At 67.5% G+C, this 16315-nt stretch carries 13 protein-coding genes and 1 pseudogene; 1 reads left to right on the top strand and 13 read right to left on the bottom strand.

Annotation, left to right across the window (positions count from 1 at the left end; translation table 11 throughout):
• The 11 genes and pseudogenes from SSPN_RS58840 to SSPN_RS0134255 all read right to left on the bottom strand — a co-directional run.
• A pseudogene (locus SSPN_RS58840) lies at nucleotides 1–532 on the bottom strand (hypothetical protein); the annotation flags it as partial.
• Between the two features lie 202 nt (nucleotides 533–734).
• Complete coding sequence (locus SSPN_RS0134305) at nucleotides 735–1922, bottom strand: NAD(P)/FAD-dependent oxidoreductase (protein ID WP_010313938.1); 1188 nt, start codon at nucleotides 1920–1922, stop codon at nucleotides 735–737.
• Nucleotides 1923–1970: 48 nt separating this feature from the next.
• Entirely contained in the window at nucleotides 1971–2966 is a 996-nt protein-coding gene (locus SSPN_RS47220) for an ABC transporter permease (protein WP_010313936.1), read from the bottom strand.
• On the bottom strand, nucleotides 2963–3850 hold the full coding sequence (locus SSPN_RS0134295) for an ABC transporter permease (RefSeq protein WP_143539613.1): 888 nt from the start codon (nucleotides 3848–3850) through the stop codon (nucleotides 2963–2965). The genes SSPN_RS47220 and SSPN_RS0134295 overlap by 4 nt, the downstream gene beginning before the upstream one ends.
• Nucleotides 3851–3945: 95 nt before the next feature.
• Nucleotides 3946–5463, bottom strand: coding sequence for a sugar ABC transporter ATP-binding protein (locus tag SSPN_RS47215; protein WP_044576392.1), 1518 nt, complete (start codon nucleotides 5461–5463; stop codon nucleotides 3946–3948).
• A 30-nt stretch (nucleotides 5464–5493) separates the two neighbouring features.
• Nucleotides 5494–6591 carry a sugar ABC transporter substrate-binding protein gene (locus SSPN_RS0134285; RefSeq protein WP_158309683.1) on the bottom strand — a complete coding sequence of 366 codons (1098 nt, stop codon included), beginning with the start codon at nucleotides 6589–6591 and terminating at the stop codon, nucleotides 5494–5496.
• 95 nt (nucleotides 6592–6686) lie between these two features.
• Nucleotides 6687–8147, bottom strand: a complete 1461-nt coding sequence (locus SSPN_RS0134275; protein ID WP_010313924.1) for an aldehyde dehydrogenase family protein — start codon at nucleotides 8145–8147, stop codon at nucleotides 6687–6689.
• Nucleotides 8148–8248: 101 nt separating this feature from the next.
• Nucleotides 8249–9394, bottom strand: a complete 1146-nt coding sequence (locus SSPN_RS47210) for a DUF3500 domain-containing protein (protein ID WP_010313922.1) — start codon at nucleotides 9392–9394, stop codon at nucleotides 8249–8251.
• Nucleotides 9391–10203 (bottom strand): HpcH/HpaI aldolase family protein, encoded by an 813-nt coding sequence (locus SSPN_RS47205; protein ID WP_010313920.1) that lies wholly within the window; start codon nucleotides 10201–10203, stop codon nucleotides 9391–9393. Before SSPN_RS47205 ends, SSPN_RS47210 begins: the two co-directional genes overlap by 4 nt.
• Nucleotides 10204–10209: 6 nt before the next feature.
• Nucleotides 10210–11055 (bottom strand): phytanoyl-CoA dioxygenase family protein, encoded by an 846-nt coding sequence (locus SSPN_RS49575; protein ID WP_010313918.1) that lies wholly within the window; start codon nucleotides 11053–11055, stop codon nucleotides 10210–10212.
• A gap of 39 nt (nucleotides 11056–11094) precedes the next feature.
• Nucleotides 11095–12300, bottom strand: a complete 1206-nt coding sequence (locus SSPN_RS0134255) for an FAD binding domain-containing protein (protein WP_237710895.1) — start codon at nucleotides 12298–12300, stop codon at nucleotides 11095–11097.
• Nucleotides 12301–12643: 343 nt separating this feature from the next.
• Between SSPN_RS0134255 and SSPN_RS0134245 the strand changes: the two genes are divergently transcribed.
• The gene (locus SSPN_RS0134245) at nucleotides 12644–14095 is read left to right on the top strand and encodes a helix-turn-helix domain-containing protein (protein WP_010313910.1); all 1452 of its coding nucleotides are present in this window, start codon (nucleotides 12644–12646) and stop codon (nucleotides 14093–14095) included.
• Nucleotides 14096–14108: 13 nt separating this feature from the next.
• Here the strand turns inward: SSPN_RS0134245 and SSPN_RS0134240 are convergent, their stop codons facing one another.
• The gene (locus tag SSPN_RS0134240) at nucleotides 14109–14969 is read right to left on the bottom strand and encodes an isocitrate lyase/PEP mutase family protein (RefSeq protein WP_010313909.1); all 861 of its coding nucleotides are present in this window, start codon (nucleotides 14967–14969) and stop codon (nucleotides 14109–14111) included.
• A complete protein-coding gene (locus tag SSPN_RS0134235; protein ID WP_029536010.1) occupies nucleotides 14966–16105 on the bottom strand; it encodes a zinc-binding dehydrogenase in 1140 nt (379 codons plus the stop codon). Before SSPN_RS0134235 ends, SSPN_RS0134240 begins: the two co-directional genes overlap by 4 nt.
• Nucleotides 16106–16315: the final 210 nt, after the last annotated feature.

The following is a 16315-nucleotide window of genomic DNA, read 5'->3' as shown; positions in this document are numbered from 1 at the left end:
AGGTGCGTGGTGGGACAATCCGGTGGCCGCGGAGTCGTTGAGGCAGGAGCCGAGCGAGCGCGGCCAGCGGCGCGCGATCCGGCCAGGCAGGCTTCGGCGGGGTGACCTGTCTGCGTAGCACTGTGATCTCGTGCCGCAGGATGAGTATCTCGGCGTTCTTCGCCGGGGTAGACCGACATAGTAGAGCGAGCCACGCGAAGGTCCGCGTAGCGAGCAGGTAGCTCATCTGTACGAGCACAAGGACGGATCCTGCCCGACCACGGACGACGCCCAGGTCAGCAGCACTGAAGGATTTCTGAAGCGCTACGGTGTAAAGGCAAGACTTCCTGAGCTTGCGTGATGAAGCGATAATCCGGCTGTTCTGCACCACCGGGGCCAGGCTGTCGGAGGTCGCCTGTGGGGTTACCATTTGGTGCGCGGAGATCGTAGTCATCTCCACCGCGAGCCCGATCTGGACGACACGGCCGAACGGCTTGACCGCGTCGATCGCGGAGGCCGTGGTGGTGCCATAGCCCGCGAAGTCGGTGATCACGTCGAGACCGCGGTCTTGGAAGTCCCTGATGTCTGCCGAATCACCGCTACCTGGCCAACGCGGTCCGTCTGGGTGCCGGACGCACAGCGATCCGGCACGCCTTGGACATCGCGGCCCATGCGCCGTCGCACTTCGGTGTCGCCGCGAACAGCGCCCGTTGACGCGACGAGGTTTGCGTTGAGTTGGTGAAGGCGATCCACGCTTACTCGAGTGCGAGGACTTCCGCGCGGCCGGCGTTCTGGGCGACCAAAGCCCGGTAGCGCGCGACCCACTGTGCCGCACCGAATCCGACCACGCCGACCAGGCGCTCGCGTGCGAAGTAGCCTGTCACGGTTCCCTTGATCGCGCCGCCGGCGAGGCCCTCGCCCTTCAGCGGCAGCACGCTGTCTGCCAAGTCGGGGCGTCCGATCCCCTGGATCTTCAGCCCGAACTGGTCCGACCAGAAGTACGGCACGGTGCGCGGCGGTGGTTCGGTGCCAACGATGTCCCGCGCGACTACCGCAGCCTGGTCCGTGGCGCTGGTCCAATGTTCGTACCGAAAATGCCCGCCCCGCAACGGATCCTTCCATGCCGCGACATCCCCGATCGCCCATACCCCGGGCAGGCCGAGCACCCGCCCCGATGTGTCACAGGCGATCCCGTTCGTCACAACGACGCCCGACCCGGCCAGCCAATCCAGCGCGGGTGCCGCTCCGATACCGACCAGCACGACATCCGCGGTCAGGCGCTCGCCGTCGGCCAGTTCGACCGTGTTCGCGCTGACGAACCGGGTCAGCTTGGCGCCCAGCCGCAGATCCGCCCCACCCTCGGTAATCAAACGTCCACAGAGGACACCCGCCTCCGGGCCGAGAGCGCGTTCACACGGCACCGGCAGCGCCTCGAGGACGGTCACCCGCAGGCCCTGGTCGACCGCCCCGCTGGCGACCTCGGCGCCGATGAAACCGCCGCCCACCACGAGCAGCGAATTCGCGCCGTGCAATGCGGACCGCAGCGACAGCGAATCGTCGAGAGTGCGTAGCGTGTGCACCTCCTTGGGCTGGCCGGGCACCGTGCGCGCCTCGGCTCCCGTCGCGATCACGAACGCGTCGGCGGTCAGCGCGGTCCCGTCGGCGAACTCCACCGCGTCTTCACGCAGCGCGACGGCAGGCACACCGAAGCGAGTGCTGACGCGCAGCGCTGCGAGGGCGTCGGCATCTCGCAGCATGACCCGTTCCGGCGTCCATGCTCCGGTGAGCACCTGCTTCGACAACGGTGGCCGGTCGTATGGCGCGTGCGGTTCGGCGCCGACGAGACTGATCGACCCCTTGAACCCCGCGCTCCGCAGCTGCTCAACCGTCCGTAAACCACCGAGCCCCGCACCGATCACCGCGACGTGCCTCGGTCGACTCACGTTGCTTTCCTCTCCTGCCGGCAGCAGACCACCGAGATCTCGGTGCAGTCAGGCCGTCGTCATCGCTGGGCTGTTCCTGCTTCTCCGCAGGGCTTTCTGGGCTCGTTTCCGGCCCCATCGGGACGCGAAGTACTCGGCGGCCAAGATCAGCACGAGTACCACGCCCATGACGAGTTCGGCGACGGAAGTGGCCTCACCGCGGGCGAACATCGCGGCGGACACCACTGACGCGACGAAGACACCGATGGCGATGTTGACGACGGTGCCGCGTCCCCCGCTCAGGCCGACGCCGCCAATCAGGACGGCGATCACGGCGGCAATGAGGATCGTCGCGAAGCTGTCCGGTGAGGCGCTGCCGCTTCGCAGTGCGGCGAGCGACCCTGCCAATGCCGCGCACGCCCCGCTGACGGCGAAGGACACCGACAAAGCGCGGGGCGCGTCGACACCGGCTGCGATGGCTTCCGCGCGCGCACCGCCGATCGCGTAAATCTCGCGACCCACCCGTGCGAACGCCAGCACGATGCCGACTACGACGAAGGCGATGAGCGCGAGGAGACTGGACGGAGAGAACACGCCGATACTGCTCAACAGTGGGTCGGTGACCGACAGGTCTTTCAACACGATCGCCCGGTTTCCGCTGACCACCCAGGCAAGGCCGCCGAAGCCGATCAGCGTCGCGAGCGTGAACACCAGAGAGTTGATGGCCAGCCGCCCGATCAGCCAGCCCTGCATCGCCCCTGCCACGAAGCCGAAGAAGGTAACCAGCAGGAGCGTGGGGACCAGCCCGAGCGGTGCGACATGCACGGCGAGCACCGCGGCGAGGGCCGCCATCGAGCCCGCCGAGAGGTCGAGCTCGCCGGCGATCACCGTGACACCGAGGCCCAGCGCGACCAGCCCGAGCAACGAGAACCCTTCGAGGAAGCTGAACGTTCCCGCCAGGGACAGCAGTCCGGGCGCCAGCACGAGCATCGCGACCAGGACGATGAGCATGATGACGAGCCGCAGTGCGTAGCGGCCGACCATGGACGGGACGGCACGGATCACGACGACCTCCCGCGCTTGAGATGGATGACAATGACGACAGCAAGCACGACCCCGCCCACGATCAGTGCTTTGGGTCCGGACCCGAGCCCGTGCAGCAGCAGCACGTTCGACAGCAAGGCGATGAACACCGCGCCGGCAGCCGACTGCGCGGCCGAGCCCCGCCCGCCCCCGATCGAGGTCCCGCCGGCCAGCACGGCTGCCAGCACGTCGATAGTCAATGACGAGAAGTCGTTCGCCGCCACCTGACCGATCTGGGCGCTGAGGATGACGCCACCCAGCGTGCATCCGATCCCCAGCACGAGGAAGGCGTACAGCGTGGCGCGGCGGCGAGACACGCCAGACAGCTGAGCAGTCGCGCGGTTGGCCCCGACGAGCCGCAGCTCACGTCCGGAAACCGTGTGCCGTAACCAGTACTCCATCACCAGAAGGAACACCACGAAAAGGTAGACCGACATCGGGATCCCGAGGACAGGAATGATGCCGAGCCAGCTGATGTCGGCGTTCCCCGCCGTCGTACTTCGCCCAGATGTCACCTGGCTCATCGCCCCGAACAGCACCGAACCGACGGCCAGAGTGGTGATGACCGGGTTGAGCCCGGCGGAGACCACAAGCGCCTGTCCCGCCCCGATGAGCACCTGAACCCCGAGCACGAGCAGGATGGCGAGTAGCGGGTTCATGCCCCCGCTCACCCAGGACAGGAACAGCAATCCTGCCAGCACCACCGACTGCTGAATGCCCAGGGAGAAGAAGTTCCCGGAAAGCGCGATAGGCGTCATGGCCACGGCCAGAATGCCGACGACCGAGGCATTGACCAGGATTGCCCGCACGTTGTCAACCGACGCGAACCCTGGTGTGAGTGCGGCGACCACGGCCAGCACGACCACCGCGACAACCCACGGCGCCCAGCGCCGGGACACCGCCCTCCGATCGCGGCGGGCTGGACTGGTTTGCGGGGCGGGCACGCGGGAAGTGGCGATTTTCACGAGGCCACCTCCTCGCGGTGCATCACTTTCTGGACCAGGCTCCGCTCGGTCCAGGCGTCGTGCGGCCGGATCTCGGTCATCCGCCCGCGGTAGAACGCCGCGATGGTGTCACACAACCCATGGAGCTCCGCGGTGTCCGAAGAGGACACGATCATCGACATGCCTTGGCGGCACAGCCGGCGCAGGTAGGTGTAGATCTCCGCGCGTGCCCCGACGTCCACGCCACGGGTGGGCTCCTCCACGAGGAGGACCGCGGGCTCGATGCCGAGCCACTTGCCCAATGCGACCTTCTGCTGGTTCCCGCCGCTGAGCGCGCCGACCGGCATCCGCAGGCGCCTCTCGTCGATAGCGAAGACACCAGCGGCCTCCCGTGTCGCCAAACCGAGCCGGCGGCGCGAAACGACACCCGCTGTGGACACCGCCCGGAGCCACGGCGAGGAGAGGTTGTCCTCGACCGACAGGTCCGCGAAGATACCGTTTCTCTTGCGGTCGGGGGAGCAGTACGCGATTCGCTTCGCGATGCCGGCGCGCCGGTCTGCGAGCGACAGCGGCTCCCCGTTGAGTTCGACCTGCCCCGCCGCGCCCGGCGAAATCCCGGCGAGCGCCTGGAGGACATCGGATGCGCCCGAGCCCAGCTGGCCGGCGAAACCAAGAATCTCCCCTTGGCGCAGTTCGAAGGACACGGGCTCCGCCAGACGGGTGGTCACCAGGCCGGTGACCGAAAGCACCGGGCAAGCTTGGCCCGCCACACCACGGTCGGGGAACATGGTGGTCACCTCGCGGCCGAGCATCATCGCGATGATGTCGGACACGCTCAGGTCCTCCACGCGTGCCGCGGGCAGGCTCTCACCGTTGCGAAACACCGTGACGCGGTCGGCGATCTCGAACACCTCGGGCAGGCGGTGGGTCACGTAGATGATGCTGCGACCTTGTTCGGCCAGTTTGCGGACGACCTTGAGCACTCGCTCGATCTCGAAGTCGGACAGCGCCGTGGTCGGTTCGTCGAAGATCACGATCTGGGCGTCTCTGGCCAGCACCCGGGCGATCTCGAGTAGTTGGACTTCTGGCACGGAGAGTTCTTCCACGGGGGTTGCGAGATCGACGTGGTCCAGGCCGACCTGCGCCAGGAGTCCGCCCAGGCGTGCGGCCATCCGGCGACGGGTCCACCACAAGCCCGCATCGGCCCGGCCCAGGAGGAGGTTTTCGGCCACGGTCAGCGACGGAACGGCGCTGAACTCTTGCTGGACGACCGCGATCCGGGCTTGCTGAGCTCGCCGGGTGCTGCCGAGCGGGACCGGATCGCCGTCCACGACGATCTTGCCGTGGTCCGGGGTGACCAGGCCGGCCAGAATCTTGACCAGCGTGCTCTTGCCTGCCCCGTTTTCGCCCAGGAGGGCCATCACCTCTCCTGGCCGCAGTTCGAAGTCGACGTCACGCAGAGCGTGAACCACGCCGTATCGCTTCTGGATTCCCCGCATGACCAGTCGTTGAACTGGCGCTGTCGGTGTCGTCATCGCTCCTCCTCGCTTGGTCCACACCGGTCGTCAGCTCAGGAGGTGCTCGAAGTCGAAACCCCACAGCTTCAGCGAGGAGGCGTCCTTGGCGGTCACGCCGACAAGTGGAAGGAACGTGGCCTCGTACGGCGGAGTGGAGGTGTACGCCGGCATCGTCTCCTGCGCGACCGCGTCGGATCGGCCGGGCTGCACCTTTGCGGTCTCGAGGTACTGCACCATCGAACGGACCGCGAGGGTGCCGTCGATGTTCGCGGACTGGACCACGGCGCTGTAGACCTCTCCGTTGGCCAGCAGCGCCTTTCCACCGTTGCCGTCGCCGACGATGACTGTCACGTCTTTCCCTGGCACGAGGCCGTTCTGCCGCAGGGCGCGGACCACTCCGACCGCAAGCTCGGCGTTGTGCACGTAGATGAAGTCGAGGCCACGGGCGCGGTACTGCGGGATAAGCGTGTTGGCGGCCGCGAAGCCGGAGTTGGCGTCGGTGCCCACGAACTCCTTGCGCAGCACCGTGAACGGCGCGTCCTTGGTCGCGTCGGCGAATCCCTGTGTCCGCGCAGCGCCAGGGGTATAGACCTCTGGGAAGGCCAGTTCGATCAGGTTGCCGGGCGCGCCCTTCGCGAGTCGTCCGCCGGCGACTGCCTCCGTTCGTGCCCGGATCGCCATCTCGCCAGCGATCCGGCCGACGGTGACATCGTCGGGGCCGGCGAATGCCTTGACGTAGTTCTTCGCCTCGGGGAGCACCTGTGCGTTCAGCTGGACCACCGGCGCGATCCGCGAAAGCTGGCGCGTACTGTTCACCGCGGCCTGAGGGTTGCTCGGCCAGAACAGGAATCCCGCCGGCCGGTCGCCGCTGGCGACGACCTGCTGAACCTGCTGGTCTTCGACGGACTGGTCGAAGTTGTTCTCGTAGACGGTGAGTTCGTATCCTCGGGCCTTCGCTTCGGCTTTGGCGGCGTTGACGTAGTCGACCAGGTACGCGTAGGAGGACGAGGGCAGGAAGCCGACGATGCGTTTACTCTGCGTCCCTGCCGAACCGGCTCCCGACGGAGCCGAACAGCCGGTCACACATGCGATGAGGGCAAGGAGCGCGGTGATGATCGACCACCTGCGTGAGGCTTTTTTTGGCATGGGGGTAGCACACTTTCTCGTAGACCGCCCGATCGAGGTGGTCTTGTTGGTGGACGGGTGAACGGCGCCGCCGCCGACGCTTCGGGTCGGCTCGGTTACGGACCGACGACGATCTGCTTGATCTCCGTCAGGTCGAAGAACCCTTCTGGACCGCCGACCCGGCCGTGTCCGGAATCTTTCATGCCGCCGTAGGGGGCGGTCAGGCATGGCGCGGTTGCGTTGATCCAGAACGTGCCCACGTGCACGCGTGCCGCGATCGCCTGGGCCGCGTCCATGTCCTCGGTGAAGACCGCTCCGGCGAGTCCGAACCTGCTGTCGTTGGCGATCCGGATCGCGTCCTCGATGTCGTCATAGGCGATGACGCAGAAGACGGGCCCGAAGATTTCGTTCTGCGCGACTTCCATCGAATTGGCGACATTGGTCAGCAGCGTGGGTTCCAGGTAGCGGCCTCGCGGAAACTCGGCCGGGCGTCGCCCGCCGAATGCGACGGTCGCGCCCGCGGCGACGGCCCGCTCGATGTACCCTTCGGCGCGCGCACGGACCCGTTCGCTGGGCAGCGGCCCGAAGTTCGTCTCCTCGTCCCGTGGGTCGCCCACCTTGAGGCGCCCGAACTCCGTCGTGAGCCGGGCGACGACCTCGTCGTAGCGGGTGCGGGACACCAGCACGCGGGTGAGGGCGTTGCAGATTTGGCCCTGGAACGTCGTCATCGCCATCAGCAGGGGCGCGGTCTTGTCGAGGTCGGCGTCGTCGAGCACGATCGCCGCGGATTTCCCGCCCAGCTCCAGCGTTGAACAGGCCAGGCGGCCGGCCGTGGTGGCGGCCACCTCGCCGCCGATCTCGGTGCCGCCGGTGAAGTGGACGGCTGCGATGTCGGGATGCGCCACCAGGTATTTGCTGACTTCGGTCTCAGCGGTCACTACGCTGAGCAGGCCTTCGGGGAGCCCGGCTCGCGCCGCCGCCTCGGCGAGGAAGTGACCTACCATCCGGTTCTCTGGTGGCAACTTGATGACGACGGGGTTGCCGACCAGCAGCGCGGGAATCACCGAGAGGCCGATCTCGGTCGTGGGCCCGTTGTAGGTCAGGATCGCGAGAACCGGCCCCAGCGGCTCACGGGTCACCACGACCCTGCCTCCGGCCGTCTCGCGCACCTCGGTGAACGGAAGCTCGCGGGCCAGCCGGATCGAGTCGCGGCCCGCCAGGCTCATCGCACCGCCGAACGCGACGGCGACCTGCGCCGGCACCCCGACCTCGTTCACCCAGGCATCGTTGATCTGCGGGAGCATCGCTTCGAGCTCGTCGAGATACTTCGCCACGGCGTTCGCACGGTCTGCCGGCGACAGCACGGACCACGAGCCGGACTCGGCGACTGCCCGTGCCGCTGCGATGGCACGAGCGGCGTCGTCCCTCGAGACCTCGGGAAGTTCGCACAGCACAGATCCGTCGATCGGCGAGACGACGGGAATGGTGTGGGCGCTCAACGGCTTCGTCCAGTGTCCGCCCAGGAAAAGCTCGCGAGGGTGAGGAACTTCCACGCGGCGTTCGATTGACACCGTCATCGCTCATGACCTCCTCCGGACGCCGGTGCACCGGTGCACCGGTGCACCGATGCATCGACGTTGGTGAGCTAGCTTGCGAGCCGAGAACGCGTCGAGCCATGTCAGCTTCCCCAACTCAATTTCGGATCATTGTGAATCTCGCCAAGAGTGCGAGCCGTCCTCTTCAAGCCGACTCCGAAGTCCGCTCCTGGCTCGCGCCAGACGGAATGTGCGTGGTTGGCCTTCCTGGCTGTGTTGTCCCACTCCGCCAGGATGCGAGGGCTCTGCAGGCGAAAGTAATGCGGCGCGCCCCGATGAGTCGGACCTGCCCACGCGAAGTGCACGGTATCCAGGTCCACCGGTACGGTCAGTCCGTCGCGCACCCGGCCCTGGAAGCCGGCGACCAGCTGCCCGAGCAGCGCACGCTGGTTCCGGTCGAGTTCTTTCCCGGCGACGCCAAGGGGCGTTCGCCGAAGAGCCAGCGCCTTGTGGTCGCGCGGTCCATAGCCCGATTCGCGCGCGGCCGTGTCGACCATGCCCTGGACGCGCGCTCGCAGCTCCGGATCGCTGAAGTGGCCTCGCCACACTTCCCCCAGCGGGAGCATCTGATCACCATCGGCAAGGTGGCTGCGGTTGCCGCCGATGATGTCCGACGGTGCCCGGTCGTGCACGACCGCCCTGGACGCCAGATCCCGGTCGAACGACCGGACGAGTGCCCGTGCGGTGTCCTCGATACCGCCGAGCGGGCGCAGCGACCCACCGCCGACGAGGCCTGTCGCCGCCGGGTCCGCGCCCAGGAACAGAGGTGTCGCCGACCGCACGGCACCGTCGGCGACCAGCACGTTGACCGAGATGTGATGCCCACCGAAACGCCAGCTCCAGGGCGTCGGTCCCGTGGGGTCGCCGAACACCCGCAGGTGGTACCGGCCGGGATCCCGGCCGCGTTCTTGGCCCCAGTCGATGGCGAAGCCTTCGACTCGATCCAGTTCGTTCTCCAGACCGATCACCGTGATCAGCGTGGCGTAGCCCGCGGGCGAGAGCGCCGCGGCCAGTAGCCGCATGACGAGGCGTTGCTGGGATAGCGATTGTGCGCCCAGGGTGAGCCCACCGTGGTCGGTGGGTGTGTAGTACCACCGCAGGCGCTCCGCCTCGGTCTGGGGATCGGCGCCTGGGGCGGGCCAATGGGCAATGGCGCGCTGGTCCCGGCTCAGCGTTGCCAGCCACGCGCTCGCGACGGCTGCGATTTCCCGGGCGACCGACTCGGTCATGGGTGGCCGCCAGCTGGTCCTTCGCCCAGCACCTTCCGGCACGCCTCGACGTTGTCGGTCACCGCCAGCCGGAGCTGGTGGTAGTCGCTGCTGAAGCAGACGATGCGGTCGCCGTTGCCGGCGGCGTGCACGAATTCGGCTTGGGAGCCCGCCACGGGAACGTGGGGGATGCCGTGGCGAGCGCAGGCGTCGCGGATCTCACGGAGCGCGTCCTGCACGTCCGGTGCCATGCCGCCGCTGTTGATCGAACCGCCGTAGTCCGCGACGTATCCCATTGACCGGGCGAGGTCGACATGGCCGGGCGTGACAAGGTCTATCCCGGGTACGGCGAGGATTTCGTCCAGATTGGACAGTGCCGCGACGTGTTCGATCTGGACGATGCACACCACGTCGTCGTCCGCTCCGGACAGATATCCCGGGCCGCGTTCCAGCAGGTTGCGCACGCCACCGACACTACGACTGCCCCGTGGTGGGTAGCGGCACGCCGCCACGGCTCGCCGAGCGTCGTCCGCGTTGTTCACCAGGGGCACCATCACGCCGTGGGCACCCTGATCGAGCACCCACTCGATCTGGTCCGGGCGGCCGGCGGCCACCCGGACGATGACCGCGCAGTCCGCGCCGCGCACCGCGCCGAGGACGGCGTCAACGCCGCTCGCACCGAAGGCGCCATGTTGGACGTCGACCACCAGGAAGTCGTAGCCGGACCGCGCGAGCACCCGTGCCGTGCCGCCGCCTTCGAGCATGACCAGACTGCCGACGGCGGTCCCGGCAGGTTCGTCGATGGCGCGGCGCAACCTGTTGGGCTGCATGAGAGATCAGCCCTGCCGACGCACGGTCGGGAAAGCGTCCACCGAGCCGAACTCGACCCCGCACTCCATTTTCATCGCGTCGAAGTGACGGTGCGGCGAACCGGTGTAGCGCGCGCTCGGGGTCAGGTACCGGGCGGTGTAGGCGGCGCGCTCGTGCTCGGTCTCGTTGGGGCCCGAGCCATGGACGGTCATGTCCATGTGCACTGTCGCGTCGCCGGCCTTGAGTGCCTTGCCGGCGGCGACCGGAAAGTCATCGCTCAGTGAGGGGTAGGCATTGCGGATGTCGTCTCCGGGGACGCGATTGAACTGGCCGAGCGGGCCGGCCCGGTGTGAACCGGACAGGAACTGCAATGTGCCCGACTCGGCGGGCAGATCGACGAGCGCGATCCAGATCGTCAGCGCACCCTGCCGGTCGAACGGCCAGTACGGCCAGTCCTGGTGGAACGCGGTGGGCTTGCCCTTTTCCGCCGGCTTGATGAAAGCCATGTCGAGAATGAACTTCGCCTCGTCGAGGCCCATCAGCGCGAGCGCGGTTTCACTGAGCCGCCGGGACACCGCCACGTTACGGAAGAACTGGTCTTCCCAGGCCATGCCGTCCTGCATCCGCAGCACCTGCTGGTATTCCTCGGTGACGAGCCACTTCTCGTCCGACCCCACCTCAAGATCGCCGAATTCCTTCAGCCCGGCGTAGATTTCGCCGGCTTCCTCGGCGTTGAGCAGTCCCGGCAGGTGAACCCAGCCGTTCTCGGCGAACGACGTCACCCGGGCGGGGTCAAGGTCATAGGGAGTATCGAGCTGTTTGACCACACGGTCCCGGATCTGGTTCCGCTCGACGGTGACTTTACTGCTCATCAGGCAACCTTTCGACGTTGAAACAATTGTGATACGGGCTCAGCGGCCGGGGCCATACAGCCCAAAGCGCAGGTCCGGGTCTCCGGGAGTCCAGGCTCGTTCGAACTGCGCGCGTTCACCCAAGCGCCGTGACCGGTGCACCAGGTTGCTGCCCAGTTCAAGCTGTGCTGGACTCCAATCGTTCAGCGCCGCCTCGACATCGTCGAACGTCTCCAGTGCCTCGGCGAGTGCCCAGCTGTTCTCGAGCGCTTTGGCCGTGCCGGCGGCGGCGTGTGGCCGGGCGGCGAACGCGGCGTCGCCGATCAGTGCGACCCGCCCGAAGGCCATTTCGGGTACCTCAAGGTCGACGACCACCTGCAAGAAAGGCTCGTGAGTGCGGTTGACGAGTTCAGCCAGAACGGGCGGCAGCTCTGCGTCCGCCGCGGCGCGCAGTTCGTTGGTGAATTCGTCGCGTACGAGCCCCGGCTGCATCGCCAAACTCCGCTCCACGCCGTCCTTTCCGGTCAGCAGGGCACGAAGGTGTTCGGCCGATTCGACGTTGCGGTACCACACGTAGTTGAGTGTTTTCGGGGTCTGCACCGACCCGGGATCGGTGTCGGGTATCGGGTATACGACGATGTGGCTGTCGTTGATCACCCCGTAGGTGAGGGCCTCGGTCAAAGCCTGCGCGGTGTGCGGGCTGAGCCGGTCCACCTCGACGACGCCGCGCCAGCCCACGTAGCCCGAATAGGCTGGGGTGACCTGGCCGACCAACAGCTCGCGGGCCGTGGACCCGATGCCGTCGGCGCACACGACCAGGTCGGCCTCCGCCACCCGGCCTGAGGCGAACCGCGCCCAGGCGGTGTCCAGGTCCTGTTCGAGTGCGACGAGTTGTTCGCCCAGCACATAGTTTCCGCGCCCCACGGAATCGAGGTATGTGGCATAGAGCGTGGTCCACGATGTGAAGTGGTAACGGCAGGGTTCCTCATAGAGCGCCGTGCCCGCGCCGTCGAGCACCCGGGCGAACTTGGCACCGCAACTGATCTGTTCCAGCGGCATGCCGCGATGCTCCACGAAATGGCGCACGGTGGACGGATGGACGACGATTCCGGCTCCGGCCCCGGCGAGCGTGACGGGTGAGCGTTCGTAGACGGTGACTTCCCAGCCTTGCCGGCGCAGCAACGCGGCAGCGCCGAGGCCGCCGATCGAGCCTCCGACCACGATTGCCTGCCGGGTGTGCGTCCGGTCTCGCTCTGTATTCGTCACGCATTCCATGTTCGTCAGCGGCGATCTCGCCAGCAATGTGGCGATACACAGGAATCGCGGTAGGTGTTGTGATTGCCACGTGTCTGCGTCAGGCTAAGGCGATGACCGGCAATGTAGCCAGCCACGAGGCGAGTCTGAACAGCACGCGGGTCAACCGGTATTGGACGCCAGCTGGCCGCCCAACCGATCGCGGGTGGGTCGACGCGTTGACCACGGTGTCGAAGGCGGTCAACGGGGGTGCGACGGAGCGGCAGGTCGGAGACATCATCGCGCGGTCGTGCGCGACGCTGGGCGATGTCGACCGCGTCGCTGTGGCGGGGGGTGCCGGCGGGGGATCCTGCGGGTGGTCGGGGCGTACGGGCTGACCGCGGACTACATCGAGCACCTCAACAGCGATCGGCCGCTGCACTTCCGGAACCGGCCGGACGACTCCTACGGCCCGTCGGTGCGCGGTTTCCGCAGTGGCCGCTCCGTCGTGGTGCATGACACGCACACCGATCCTGCCTTCGCGCCGTGGCGTGGGCTGGCCGAAGCGGAGGGTTACCGTTCGCTGCTGGCGGTGCCCATTGTCGCTTCGGGAGCGCCGCTTGGCGTGCTCATCTGCTACTGCGACGAACCCGGCCAGGCGAAGCGCGCCCGTACCGATCTGATCGAATCACTCGCCAATCACGCCGGTGTGGTGCTGGAGGGATACCAGCTCCGGCGGAATCAGGAATCGGCGATCGCCGAGCTGCAGGCGGCGCTCACCACACTCGACCAGAACCGCAAGCTGCACGCACACATGATCGAACTCGTGCTAAGGGGAGCGAGGCCGGAGGAAGTCCTCGCGGTGCTGGGCAAGGCGCTTGATCTGGAGGTGCGATTCGAAACCGTCGACCGTGCCGCGGCGGCGGATGCGTTGCGGGTTTCCGTTGCGGGCGCGGACATTGGCTGGCTGGTGACCGACCGGCCGCTGACGGCGCACGAGCACATCGCACTGGAGTTCGCCGGTCTGGTGATCGCGCTGGACCACCAGCGACGCGCCTCGATCTACGAAGCCGAGACGCGGCACAAACTCGACCTGCTCACGGATATCCTTGCCGCCGCTGATGGTTCGGTGGACTGTGACGAGCTGCTCGACCGGTGCCTGCGCTCGGGATTCGAAATGGCACCACCGCACCGGGTGCTCGTGATCGCGCCGGACCGACCCGCCTTCGGTGCGGCGCGGCGGCTGGAGCGGCTCGCCGCGCGCCTGGTGCCCGAAGCACGGCCACATGCCCTCACCTCGTACCGGCAGGACGTGGCGGTGGTGCTGGTGCCCTCAGCTCCGGCCTACGACCGGTATCTCGAACAGTTGCACGTGGCCGCCACCCGTGAGATCGGCGGCGTGTCGTTTTCGGCCGTTCTGGGCGCCGAATGCCATCGGCTGGGTGACTACGCGCCGGCCTACCGGACTGCGCTCGCCGCGCTTCGCCTGCGGCAGCGATCCGGATCGGTGTCCGCCGCAGCGCGCCTGGAAGAGCTGGGTACGTTGCAGTTCCTGCTCAGCGGTCCGCCCGACGAGCTGATCGCGTTCAGCCGCCGGCTGCTGGATCCCGTGCGGGAGCATTCCGCGGAGCTGTTGCCGACACTGCGGGCTTATCTGAACAATCACCAGCGGGCCGGGGCCACCGCACGCGAACTCAACGTGCATCCCAACACGATCACGAACCGGATGGAGCGGATCAGCAAGGTAACCGGTGGCTCGATCGAGGACACCGGTCACCTGCTCGACCTCAAGCTCGCGATCCTGGTCGCCGACGTCGTCACAGCCTGAACCGGTGGGCTCGTCAGGTGAGGTAACGCTTTTGCAAGGCATGCACCGCGCCGTCGCCCATCGCCTCGCCGAGCTCGTGATGGGCCATGAGTGGTGGCAGCTCCGTCGCTCGCAGACCGTCTTCGCGCATCCGCGTAAAGACCTGGCGCGTCGCGTGCGCGGCCGCGAGCAAGCCGTAGATCGCGTCGACCACGACCGAGATGCCGGCGTCGGCCAACGTGTCGTCGTCCCACTCGCGTTCCGCGCGGCTGCCCGGCATCACACAGGCCACCAGCGGTACGCCTACCGACGACCGCAGGGCGGCCCAATCGTCGAGACCGAAGTCCGGCCCAGGCGCGTTCGGCATGACCAGATCGGCGCCCGCCGCCGCGTAGGCAGTCGCACGTTCGCGTATTTCGGCGGGATCGGATGCATCGGTGCGCGCGATGACCAGGAGGTCCGAGCGGCGTGCCTCGGCGGCGGCGCGGACCTTGTTCGCCGCCGGGCCCACGGATTCCAGCTCGACCGTCGCACCCTCATAGAATGGGCAGGTCTTGGGGCTGCGCTGGTCTTCGAGGACGACGGCCTCGACACCCGCGTGCTCGAACAGCGTGGTGGTGCGGTGCACGTTGACCGGCCCGCCGTACCCGTTGTCCATATCCGCGATGACAGGCACGTCCACCGCGTCGGCGATCCGGGTGACCGCCTGCAGGTTGTCCGTCGCGGTATAGAGCTCCAGATCGGGCAGACCGAGAGTCGCCGCGATGCCGAGCCCGGTCGTGAGCAGAGCCGGCCAGCCGGCTTCGGCGGCGAGCCGGGCGGACATCCCGTCCCACACGGTCGGCAGATGCAGGACGCGGTGCTCGCCCAGCAGCGATCGTAAGCGCGCGGTCATGGGATCACCACCGGTTTGATGTCGGCGTAGGCTCCCATGCGCTCGAGCGCGGTCGTCGCTTCGGTGAGTGGGTAGCGGGCGGTGGTCATCGCGGCGAAGTCGTACTTGTCGGCGGTCTTTTCCAGGAACCGCAACGCCTTCCAGTAGTGCGAGATGTCCGCCGACCAAGCCCCCATGATGTTGACCTGCTTTCCGGTGAGGTAGCCGGGGCGGATCTCCACCTCGGTGCCCGGCTCGTCCATCGGGCCGGTGATGATGTAGCGGCCTGCGACCCGCATCATGCGCAGTCCCTCGGTGAACGCGGTGCGCGCACCCGAAAGCTCGATGATCGCGTCGGCACCTTTGCCGCCGGTCAGCTCCAGGACGGCCTCGACGCGGGCATCCCCCTCGGCGTGGTCGGCGATCGCGATCGTGTCGGTCGCGCCGTAGCGCCGGGCCAGCGCCAGGCGGTCGGCCGGTCCGCCGATCACGATGATCCGCCCGGCGCCCAGATGGTCCGCCATCGCGGTGGCGAACAGCCCGAGCGGGCCCGATCCCTGGATCACCAGCGTCTGCCACGGCTCCACCGTGCCGAGGCGTTCGAAGCTGTGCACCACGGTGCGCAGTGCGCAGCTGGAAGCCGACGCGATCGCGCTGTCGACAGTGTCGGGTACCCGGACCCGCCCCGAACGGGGAAACACGTGCACGTACTCGGAGAAGCCCCCGAACAGGTGCGGGGGGATTTCCGACGAGGTGAACGTATACATGTCACGGTTGGTACACAGCGCCGGCAGGTGGTGCAGGCTGCAGTAGTCGCAATGGCCGCAGTTGGAGTGCACGAACGTGATCCGGTCGCCCAGGCGCAGCGGCGTGCCGAACGAGTCGACCCGATCACCGGGGCCGAACCGGACGATCCGGCCCGCGAACTCGTGCCCGGGGATCAACGGCAACCGCAGCGGCAGGGCGCCGCCCATCCGGCCTGCCCACAGTTTGTGGTCGGAGCCGCACACCGTGGATGCCTCCATCCGGACCAGCAGCGCCTCGGGCGCCAGCTCGTTCGGCAGCGGGAGTTCTTGCAGTTCAAGGGGTTCCAGATATTTCGTCAGCACCGCTGCTTTGCTGTAGCTGGGCAAACCGTCGACGGATGCGGTGGACACTTCGTTGTCTCCGTTCTGTTCGGCGCAAGCACGCACTCTGCACAATGCTCCGGACTGCGTCATGTCACCATCGCGACGAACCCAATGGGACTGCGAATGGTTGTGACACCGCACATGCGCGCGACCTCACCGAGGTTGGTTCCCTTCACAGTGAACCGGCTTGGGCTTGGGAACGGCAACATGGCCGGGACGCACGCGCAGGGGGATGCT

Origin of the sequence: Saccharopolyspora spinosa NRRL 18395, from assembly GCF_000194155.1 — a bacterium.
In the GTDB taxonomy this organism is placed as follows: Bacteria; Actinomycetota; Actinomycetes; order Mycobacteriales; family Pseudonocardiaceae; genus Saccharopolyspora; species Saccharopolyspora spinosa.
The sequence above is the reverse complement of the archived record's forward strand: the minus strand, read 5'-3'. Positions and strand labels throughout refer to the sequence as shown.

Coding starts and splice junctions, on each gene's coding strand:
- SSPN_RS47215 (WP_044576392.1), bottom strand. CDS start 5,463: ATGACGACACCGACAGCGCCAGTTCAACGACTGGTCATGCGGGGAATC.
- SSPN_RS0134285 (WP_158309683.1), bottom strand. CDS start 6,591: ATGCCAAAAAAAGCCTCACGCAGGTGGTCGATCATCACCGCGCTCCTT.
- SSPN_RS0134275 (WP_010313924.1), bottom strand. CDS start 8,147: ATGACGGTGTCAATCGAACGCCGCGTGGAAGTTCCTCACCCTCGCGAG.
- SSPN_RS47210 (WP_010313922.1), bottom strand. CDS start 9,394: ATGACCGAGTCGGTCGCCCGGGAAATCGCAGCCGTCGCGAGCGCGTGG.
- SSPN_RS47205 (WP_010313920.1), bottom strand. CDS start 10,203: ATGCAGCCCAACAGGTTGCGCCGCGCCATCGACGAACCTGCCGGGACC.
- SSPN_RS49575 (WP_010313918.1), bottom strand. CDS start 11,055: ATGAGCAGTAAAGTCACCGTCGAGCGGAACCAGATCCGGGACCGTGTG.
- SSPN_RS0134240 (WP_010313909.1), bottom strand. CDS start 14,969: ATGACCGCGCGCTTACGATCGCTGCTGGGCGAGCACCGCGTCCTGCAT.